At 34.3% G+C, this 8,499-nt stretch carries 7 protein-coding genes and 4 tRNA genes; 3 read left to right on the forward strand and 8 right to left on the reverse strand.

Annotation, left to right across the window (positions count from 1 at the left end):
• Positions 1-539: 539 nt before the first annotated feature.
• From JOC59_RS08745 to JOC59_RS08755, 3 genes are all read left to right on the forward strand, one after another.
• Positions 540-1,355: a MetQ/NlpA family ABC transporter substrate-binding protein gene (locus tag JOC59_RS08745; RefSeq protein ID WP_205144379.1), complete on the forward strand. Its 816-nt coding sequence runs from the start codon at positions 540-542 to the stop codon at positions 1,353-1,355.
• 108 nt (positions 1,356-1,463) lie between these two features.
• Positions 1,464-2,546 (forward strand): methionine ABC transporter ATP-binding protein, encoded by a 1,083-nt coding sequence (locus JOC59_RS08750; protein ID WP_205144380.1) that lies wholly within the window; start codon positions 1,464-1,466, stop codon positions 2,544-2,546.
• Positions 2,547-3,242 carry a methionine ABC transporter permease gene (locus tag JOC59_RS08755; RefSeq protein ID WP_205144381.1) on the forward strand — a complete coding sequence of 232 codons (696 nt, stop codon included), beginning with the start codon at positions 2,547-2,549 and terminating at the stop codon, positions 3,240-3,242. It begins immediately after the preceding gene.
• 94 nt (positions 3,243-3,336) lie between these two features.
• Here JOC59_RS08755 and JOC59_RS08760 read toward each other — a convergent pair whose 3' ends face one another.
• From JOC59_RS08760 to JOC59_RS08795, 8 genes are all read right to left on the reverse strand, one after another.
• A complete protein-coding gene (locus JOC59_RS08760; protein WP_205144385.1) occupies positions 3,337-4,038 on the reverse strand; it encodes a GntR family transcriptional regulator in 702 nt (233 codons plus the stop codon).
• A gap of 4 nt (positions 4,039-4,042) precedes the next feature.
• Positions 4,043-5,185 (reverse strand): N-acetylglucosamine-6-phosphate deacetylase, encoded by a 1,143-nt coding sequence (gene nagA, locus JOC59_RS08765; RefSeq protein ID WP_205144382.1) that lies wholly within the window; start codon positions 5,183-5,185, stop codon positions 4,043-4,045.
• Complete coding sequence (gene proC / locus JOC59_RS08770) at positions 5,185-5,991, reverse strand: pyrroline-5-carboxylate reductase (RefSeq protein ID WP_205144383.1); 807 nt, start codon at positions 5,989-5,991, stop codon at positions 5,185-5,187. Before proC ends, nagA begins: the two co-directional genes overlap by 1 nt.
• Before the next feature lie 119 nt (positions 5,992-6,110).
• A tRNA-Gln gene (locus JOC59_RS08775) sits at positions 6,111-6,182 on the reverse strand.
• A gap of 5 nt (positions 6,183-6,187) precedes the next feature.
• A tRNA-Tyr gene (locus JOC59_RS08780) sits at positions 6,188-6,268 on the reverse strand.
• A 251-nt stretch (positions 6,269-6,519) separates the two neighbouring features.
• The gene (locus JOC59_RS08785) at positions 6,520-7,989 is read right to left on the reverse strand and encodes a peptide MFS transporter (protein ID WP_205144384.1); all 1,470 of its coding nucleotides are present in this window, start codon (positions 7,987-7,989) and stop codon (positions 6,520-6,522) included.
• Positions 7,990-8,283: 294 nt separating this feature from the next.
• Positions 8,284-8,356: transfer RNA gene (locus JOC59_RS08790), tRNA-Thr, on the reverse strand.
• 50 nt (positions 8,357-8,406) lie between these two features.
• A tRNA-Asn gene (locus JOC59_RS08795) sits at positions 8,407-8,479 on the reverse strand.
• Positions 8,480-8,499 lie beyond the last annotated feature (20 nt).

Raw genomic sequence — 8,499 nt, forward strand, 5'->3', positions numbered from 1 at the left:
TTGTGTGAGAACTCCAATGATACCTGATTTTTAAGTCTTGGTGTTTTTATTTTGTCATTTTTCTAAAGTGGCTAACTTGATTATAAAATTCGCCATAATCTTTTATTAGTAAATTTTGGATTTAATACTTAACTACTTTTTTTAAATAATTATTGACACTTTTCTCATCATGCTTTAATATACAACGTATAGCTTAATATTATTTTTAAACGAATTGAACAGGAAAGTAAATTAAGAAGTTTTAGCTCAGAAAGTACCGTGTGATGTGAAGGTATCTGAAACTCTTTTTCGAAAATGGCCTGAGATTGGCATAAATGAGTTACCTTGGTAATAAGTTTGTGATGGGTTGGCGTCCATTATCAACGCACACGGATAAATTTGTCCGTTAGTGAGGTCCTTTTGGTAACAAATTGACAAATTAGAATGGTTCACGACGAAGCTCGTTTCTATGTAATAACATAGGAATGAGCTTTTTATTTTTCTTCAATTCTTTATATACTGTTTAACAATTATTTATTATTTTTAGGGAGAATTTTATTATGAAAAAATTATTAGTTATTGCCACTGCTTTCTTAGCTGTATTAACACTTGCTGCTTGTGGTAGCAAAAGTGCTACTACCACTAAAACGGTCAAAATTGGTGTCGTTGGTACTGATGATCGTATCTGGAATGCCATTGCTAAAAAAGCCAAGAAACAAAATATTAAGATTAAATTAGTCCACTTTACGGACTATAATCAACCTAATGCAGCTCTAAAACAAGGATCTATCGATTTAAACGCCTTTCAACACTACTACTTCTTAGATCAATGGAACAAGTCAAATAAGGGTACAATCAAAGCTATCGGTAAGACTGTTATTGCTCCTATTCGATTATATGGTGGTAAAGGTGTCACTAGCATCAAAGGCATTAAAAAAGGTAGTCAAATTGTTATTCCAAATGATCCAACTAATGAAGGTCGCGCCCTTACCTTATTGCAAACTGCTGGCTTAATCACGTTGAAAAAAGCAGCTCTACCAACACCAAATGATATCACCAAAAATAAACTCAATTTAAAAATCGTTCCGGTTGATGCTTCACAAACCGCACGTCAACTTTCATCAGTTAGTGCGGCTGTCATTAATGACAGTACCGCCCAAGATGCCAAATTAGACTCTAAGGATGCAATCTATGTAGAACCAGTTAATAAAGCTTCTAAACAATGGATTAATATTATTGCTGCCAATAAAAAAGATGTCAACAATAAAACTTACCAAAAAATTGTTAAATTATACCAAACAGAAGCAACTAAAAAACTTTTAAAGAAATACTATGGTAATGAAGAAATTCCTGCTTGGGATATTACCCTAAAATAACTTAGTCTGTTACTACTTACTAGAAAGTCAACTGAATTGGCTTTCTTTTTATACATAGCATTAATATACGTAGCACATAAATTAACAATTATAAAGTGAGGGACATATATGTCAGAACAATCCATAATTAGTCTTAAAAACATTGAAGTTAAATTTCAACAAAAGAATCAACTTATCCATGCTGTAAAAGATGTTTCATTAGATATTGAGCGTGGTGATATTTATGGTATTGTTGGCTATTCTGGTGCTGGTAAGTCGACCCTTGTTCGGGTTATTAACCTGTTACAGAAACCGACTAGTGGTACCGTATTAGTTAATAATATTCCATTAGCTGAAACAAACAATAATAAAACTACCTATCTACAAGGTAGTAAATTACGGAATGCTCGCAAGAAAATCGGTATGATTTTTCAACACTTTAATCTAATGAATGAACGAACTGTTGCAGACAATGTTTTATTCCCCATTGCGCGAAATCATACCCTTACCAAGGAACAAAAAAATACTAAAGTTGCTGATTTACTTGCATTAGTTGGTTTATCTGATCGTTCTAATGCCTATCCAAGCCAACTTTCTGGTGGACAAAAGCAACGTGTTGCCATTGCTCGAGCTTTAGCCAGTGATCCAGAAATTTTGATTTCTGATGAAGCAACCTCTGCCCTTGATCCAAAGACCACTAATGCGATCTTAGCGCTTTTAAAATCTTTAAATGAAAAACTAGGTCTCACCATCGTTTTAATTACACATGAAATGCAAGCAGTCAAAGACATTGCTAATAAGGTTGCCGTAATGGAAAATGGACAAATTATTGAAAATGGCTCCCTTTTAGAAATTTTTACTAATCCTCAAAAGCAATTAACTAAGGATTTTATTGATACTGCTACCCAACTAGAAGACGGCCTTGCTAAGGTTCAAGCACAACCTATCGTAACTAATCTACAAGCCCCCGACGTCTTAGTTCAGTTTTCATACGCAGGTGAGACAACCGGTGAGCCATTAATTTCATCATTATTTAAAGAATATGGCATTGTTGCAAATATCCTATTTGGCAATGTCGAAATTTTACAATCAACACCAGTTGGCACTTTGATTGTTATTTTAAGTGGCGAATCTCATGCGATCCAAACTGCATTGCATAACGTTAAAGAACAAGGTGTTAAAGTTACTTTATTGAAAGGAGAACTAATATAAATGTTAAATTTTTTTGAACATTATTTTCCCAATGTTATTTCACTAGGCTGGTCAACTGATCTTGGTTGGGGGACTGCCATTTGGCAAACTTTATATATGACATTTGTTTCAGCTTTTTTTGGTGGTATTTTAGGCTTACTTTTTGGTTTTGGTCTTGTCCTTTTTGATACCAATGGTATTTTAGCAAATCGACCAATATTTTGGATTTTAGATAAAATTGTTTCTATTTTTCGAGCTATTCCTTTTATCATTTTATTAGCTTTTATTAGTCCCTTGACACAATTACTGGTTAATACGCAGATTGGAATGACAGCAGCTTTAGTTCCTCTGTCTCTCGGTGTTTTTCCATTTTATGCTCGTCAAGTTCAAAATGCACTAGTTTCTGTTGATCATGGAATTATTGAGGCTGCCCAAGCTTTTGGTGCAACTACTGGTGAAATTATCTTTAAGGTTTATCTACGCGAGGCCTTGGCTGATTTAATTCGTGTTTCAACGGTTACTCTGATTAGTTTAGTCGGTCTTACTGCTATGGCTGGTGCGATTGGGTCAGGTGGATTAGGAAACGTTGCTATTAGTGTTGGCTTTAATCGTTTCCAAAATGATGTCACTTGGGTAGCAACATTGTTAATCATTGTTTTCATCTTTGCAATTCAATTTACTGGTGATCTGTTAGCTAAACATGCTAGCCATAAATAAGCATATTCAAAAAACTAGTGTAGTATTGTTGTAAAAATACTACACTAGTTTTTTTAGTTTCCATTTATTTATATTAGGTATCTTAAATACTACTTTATTTCTCCAAATAAAATTCAAAGCGTGCCCCTACATATTGTGTTCGCACATATTCAAACGGCGTTCCATTATCCAAAAAAGAAATTTGCCTTAAATGTAGAATTGCATCGCCTCGCTTCACTTGTAAATAATCCGCTACCTTCTCACTTGCCAATTGTGCTGTAACCGTCTGTTGTGCATGCCCTATTACGTACCCTTTCCTCTCAAAAGAATTATACACGCTTTGACTAATTTCCTCTTTTGAAAAATCAGCTACAAATTTATATGGAATAGTTGCTGTCTCCAAAGAGATTGGTTCGTTATTCCCATATCTAATTCGTTCCATTCTTAAAACAAGGTCATCAGCATTTAACTTTAGTTGCTCAGCTTCACTAATAGAGGGTTGCGTGGCATTATGGTAAGCAACAACTTTACTGCTAGCCTTTTTCCCTTGGGCAGCCATTAACTCCGTAAAACTAGTAATTCCAGACATTTTTTCTTGAACTTTTCGATTTGCCACATAGGTGCCGTCCCCAATTCTTCGTTCTAAGATGCCTTCTTCAGCTAAAGTTTGAACTGCTTGTCGCAATGTCATTCGACTAACAGCAAATTCTAACGCCAACTCTCTTTCCGCCGGAATCTTATCACCAATATGATATTTCCCACTTTCAATTTGGCGTTTTAATTCATTATGAATTTGTAAATATATTGGTGCTCCCATAATTTTATCCATTTTTTCTTAATTTTTGACCATATGAATAAGTTGCTAATAATTCTAATTCTTTATTAAAAATATTTAAATCAGCATCTTTGCCGATTTCCAAACAACCTTTATCTAACAGTTTGAATTCTTGTGCTTGATTACCTGATGTCATTTTTACAGCATCTTCTATCCCAATATCGGTAAATTTAATAATATTCCTAAATGCATCATCATAAGTTAATACTGACCCTGCTAAATGACCATCTAATAACCGTGCTTGCTTATCCTTAACGATTACTTTTTGACCACCTAATTCTGACTCGCCTTCATTAAGCCCTTTAGCTCGCATCGAATCTGTAATTAATTGAATATGATCAATTCCTTTGACATTAACCGCAAATTTAACCATATCTGGTACAACATGAAACCCATCTACAATTAATTCAGCATTAATATATCTTTCTAGCATTGCATGCCCAGTTACACCAGGTTCACGATGTCCAATTCCTCTTTGCGCATTATATAAGTGGGTAATGTGTGTCGCTTGTGACTCCTTCAAAATATTCCGTGTAGCGTCACTGTGCCCAATTGAGGGTATAATTCCTGAATTTAGAGCGTACTTCTCAAATTCACGTGCACCATGTCTTTCAGGTGCATAAGTAACTAGCTTTATCCGATTTCCACTTAACTTATTCCAGTGATCTAGCATGTTAATTGCGGGATCTAGCATATACTTTTCTGGTTGTGCTCCTTTATACACAGGATTTACAAATGGTCCTTCCAAATGTACTCCGCCAATTAAATTTGTCAATGCCGTTGCCTTATCAATCGCTATCATTGCTTGACTTATCTTTGCATCTGATTGAGTCATTGATGTTGGAAAAATCGTAGTTACACCTTCATTAGCTCCAATTAAATTTACCATTGTTGCTAATTTTTTTGCATCTCCATCCATTGTATCAAACCCATATGCGCCATGGGTATGAACATCAATAAAACCTGGCACTATAATATCATCATCACATATAATCGTTTCATCGCTTGCTAGTGGTGTATACTCTTCAATTCTACCAATATCCTTTATTACTTTTTCGAAACGAATGTAAGCATCCTCAATCACCCGAAGACCAGTATAAATTTTAATATGCTTTAAGACTATTGCCATTATTTATTTTCACCTGCTTGCTGATCTTTAAGGTAGGTCGCATCAATTCCTTTTACGAGACTTATTCCTAATCCAGCTTCTTCCATCGCTAATATGCCAGCAATTGTTGATCCCCCTGGAGAGGCAACTTGCTCTGCTAAACTTCTTGGTAAAATATTTTCAATTTTGATTTTACTAGTTGTTCCCAAAATCATTTGATTAACAATTGTAACCGCAACTTCTTTTTTTAAGCCATATTTAACGCCTGCTTGTGCTAAATTATCAACTACTAAACTGATGAAAGCCGGTCCAGATCCAGCTAAAGCACTAAAAATACCAAACTGTTCTTCTGATAATTCCACTATATCGCCTAATTCATTAATTAAATTTTTTATTAGCCTATATTGTTGCACATTTTGCAAAAGTAGCTCATTAGGAATAACACTTGTCATCCCCATATTAATTTTCACATTAACATTTGGTAATGCTCTTAAAATAAATACATTTTCATGCCCCAACGCCATTTCTAACTGTTTTAAATTAATTCCACCCAAAATAGAAATAACTATTTTATTAGGTAAAGCCTCTCTAATTTCTTCACTTACTGTTAATAATTGTTGTGGTAGCATTGCTAGAAAGATAACATCGCTTTTTTGCGCTACTTCTAGATTATTGGCCCCATATTCAATCTTATTTTCTTTCGCAACTATTTTTGCGCGCTTACTATTACCACCATGAATTACAAAATCATTTGTAGCATGCTTTTTTAATAATCCCTTTAAAATAGCTTGTGCCATTTCACCAGCACCAATAAAGCCAATTTTCACAAAATCCACCTCCAATTAATTATCTTCTTTTACTATACCAATATCTAGACCAATTTTCAAAAATTATTAATATTTTAGTACAAAAAAAACACCTACAAGAAGTAGATGTTTTTTAATAGCTGGGCTAGCTGGATTCGAACCAGCGCATGACGGCACCAAAAACCGTTGCCTTACCGCTTGGCTATAGCCCAATAAATGGGGGAGAGAGGATTCGAACCTCCGAACCCGAAGGAGCGGATTTACAGTCCGCCGCGTTTAGCCACTTCGCTACTCCCCCAACACAACTATTTAATTTTACTATACATAAAATTAATTGTCAATGAATAAATAATTTTATTTATCAAAGCTAATCATTTATTCCTTAACCCGACTTAAATATATTATCATATTCAAATAAAAAAGCAAGTTTTTTTTACTTATTTTTTCAATAAAAAACAACTAACTCAAATTTTGAATTAGTTGCATTATGTTTCACATTTTTTGATCAATCAATAATATAATAATATTTAATAAAAAGTCATTAAGGGCCTAAAGTTCACCCATTAAACCATTTATTTTTTTAACACCGCAAAATAATAGTAATCCAAATACGACCGTCATAGTACCAATAACAGCATAATAAGTAACTTCTGTCCCAGGTGTATAAAATTTAACAATTTGTGCGTTAATTGCAGATGCTGCAGCGTCTGATAAAAACCACATACTCATCATTTGGGACTTGAAAGCTTTTGGTGCTAGTTTAGTTGTTGCTGATAATCCCACAGGTGATATTAATAACTCAGCGATTTCAACAATTGCCCAACTCCCAATTAACCATAAAGGTGTTACTCGCATATCAGTTCCGTGTAGCATCCCTGGCAATGCCATTAAGATAAAGGATATCCCCGCAAATATTAACCCAGCCGCAAATTTAGTAGGTGTTTTAGGTTGCTTAGCTCCCCATTTCACCCATAAAATTGCAAATAATGGTGTATACAACATTATGAACAATGGATTCAACGATTGAAACCATGACGCCTGAGCAGAAAAGCCAAAAATATTAAAATTTAAATTAGTTTGTTGTTGTGCGAATAACGCTAAGACAACGGAACCTTGTTCTTCAATTGACCAAAATAAAATTGCTGCAATAAACAACGGAATATAAGCGATAACCTTCGAGCGTTCTGCTTTCGTTGTTTTTCGACTTGTAAGCATCGCAATAAAATATACAACTGGAACAGCCACCGCGATTATTGTTAATAGTAAAATAACATTATTAATATTTAAACTATCAAAAAGTTGCATTAAAATTAGCACTAATACTAATGCAACTACGCCATAGATAATTTTAATCACTAATGGTTTAATCTCTTCTGGTTGAATTGGATCAGTAGGATAATGTGAATTTTTGTTTAAATACTTATTGCCACTAAACCAATATTGCAATAGGCCAAAGAACATCCCGATAGCTGCTAATGAAAATCCTAAGTGATAATTATAATTTTGACCAACTGTTCCAACCAAAATAGGAGCAATAAGCGCACCTGTATTTATTCCAAAAACAAAAATTGAAAATCCAGAGTCCCGACGATAATCATCTGGTGCATATAATGAACCAACCATATCAGAAACATTTGGTTTTAATAATCCAGTTCCAATCGTGATTAATATAATCGAAATAAATAACGTTGTTAGTCCAAACGGTAATGCCAAGACGATGTGACCAAACATTATTAAAATTCCACCAATAAAAACCGTTCTCCACGCTCCCCAGATACGATCACTAATAAACCCACCTAACACACTTGATAAGTAGACTAGTGATCCATATATTGACATAATTGAAGCACCCAATATCGGGTTCATAGCTAATCCACCATTAGCTAGTTTATCAATCATATAATACAACAGAATTGCACGCATTCCGTAATAGCTAAAACGTTCCCACATTTCTGTAAAGAACAGTGTAGATAACCCCTTAGGATGGCCTAAAAAGGTTTCATTACTATTATTCTCCAAAACTATAAACCTCCAAAAATTGCAACTAAAATTTAATTTTAATTGCAGTATTAGTCTATTTTACCACTTTTTTAATAAAAATTAAAATTTATAATAACTAGTGCTCTTCATTTTACAGCTTTATTTGGAATAAGACTTACAGACAATCGCTTCCTTGAAAGCAAATATCTGCTGAAGATTAGGTTAATATTGTTAGGACAAAATAGCCAATACAAGTTTAAATTAAAAAATGGCTATCGCTAACATAAAATTAACGATAACCATTTTTTAATCTAACACCAAAGATATAAATTATGCCGCTTAGGTGACTCGAACACCTGACCCTCGGTTTACGATACCGATGCTCTACCAACTGAGCTAAAGCGGCAAAAAATTATACTAAAAGCGTTGTTACTAAACTAACAACGCTACTAAGAACTCCGGCAGGCGGGCTCGAACCGTCGACAACCTGATTAACAGTCAGGTGCTCTACCAACTGAGCTATGCCGGAATAATATAAGCATGGCGACG

Origin of the sequence: Periweissella beninensis (assembly GCF_016908275.1) — a bacterium.
Taxonomy (GTDB): domain Bacteria; phylum Bacillota; class Bacilli; order Lactobacillales; family Lactobacillaceae; genus Periweissella; species Periweissella beninensis.

Bases quoted from the DNA above. Each gene is read 5' to 3' on its own strand.
- JOC59_RS08755 (WP_205144381.1), top strand. From the start codon at position 2,547: ATGTTAAATTTTTTTGAACATTATTTTCCCAATGTTATTTCACTAGGC.
- JOC59_RS08750 (WP_205144380.1), top strand. From the start codon at position 1,464: ATGTCAGAACAATCCATAATTAGTCTTAAAAACATTGAAGTTAAATTT.
- JOC59_RS08760 (WP_205144385.1), bottom strand. From the start codon at position 4,038: ATGGGAGCACCAATATATTTACAAATTCATAATGAATTAAAACGCCAA.
- nagA (WP_205144382.1), bottom strand. From the start codon at position 5,185: ATGGCAATAGTCTTAAAGCATATTAAAATTTATACTGGTCTTCGGGTG.
- JOC59_RS08745 (WP_205144379.1), top strand. From the start codon at position 540: ATGAAAAAATTATTAGTTATTGCCACTGCTTTCTTAGCTGTATTAACA.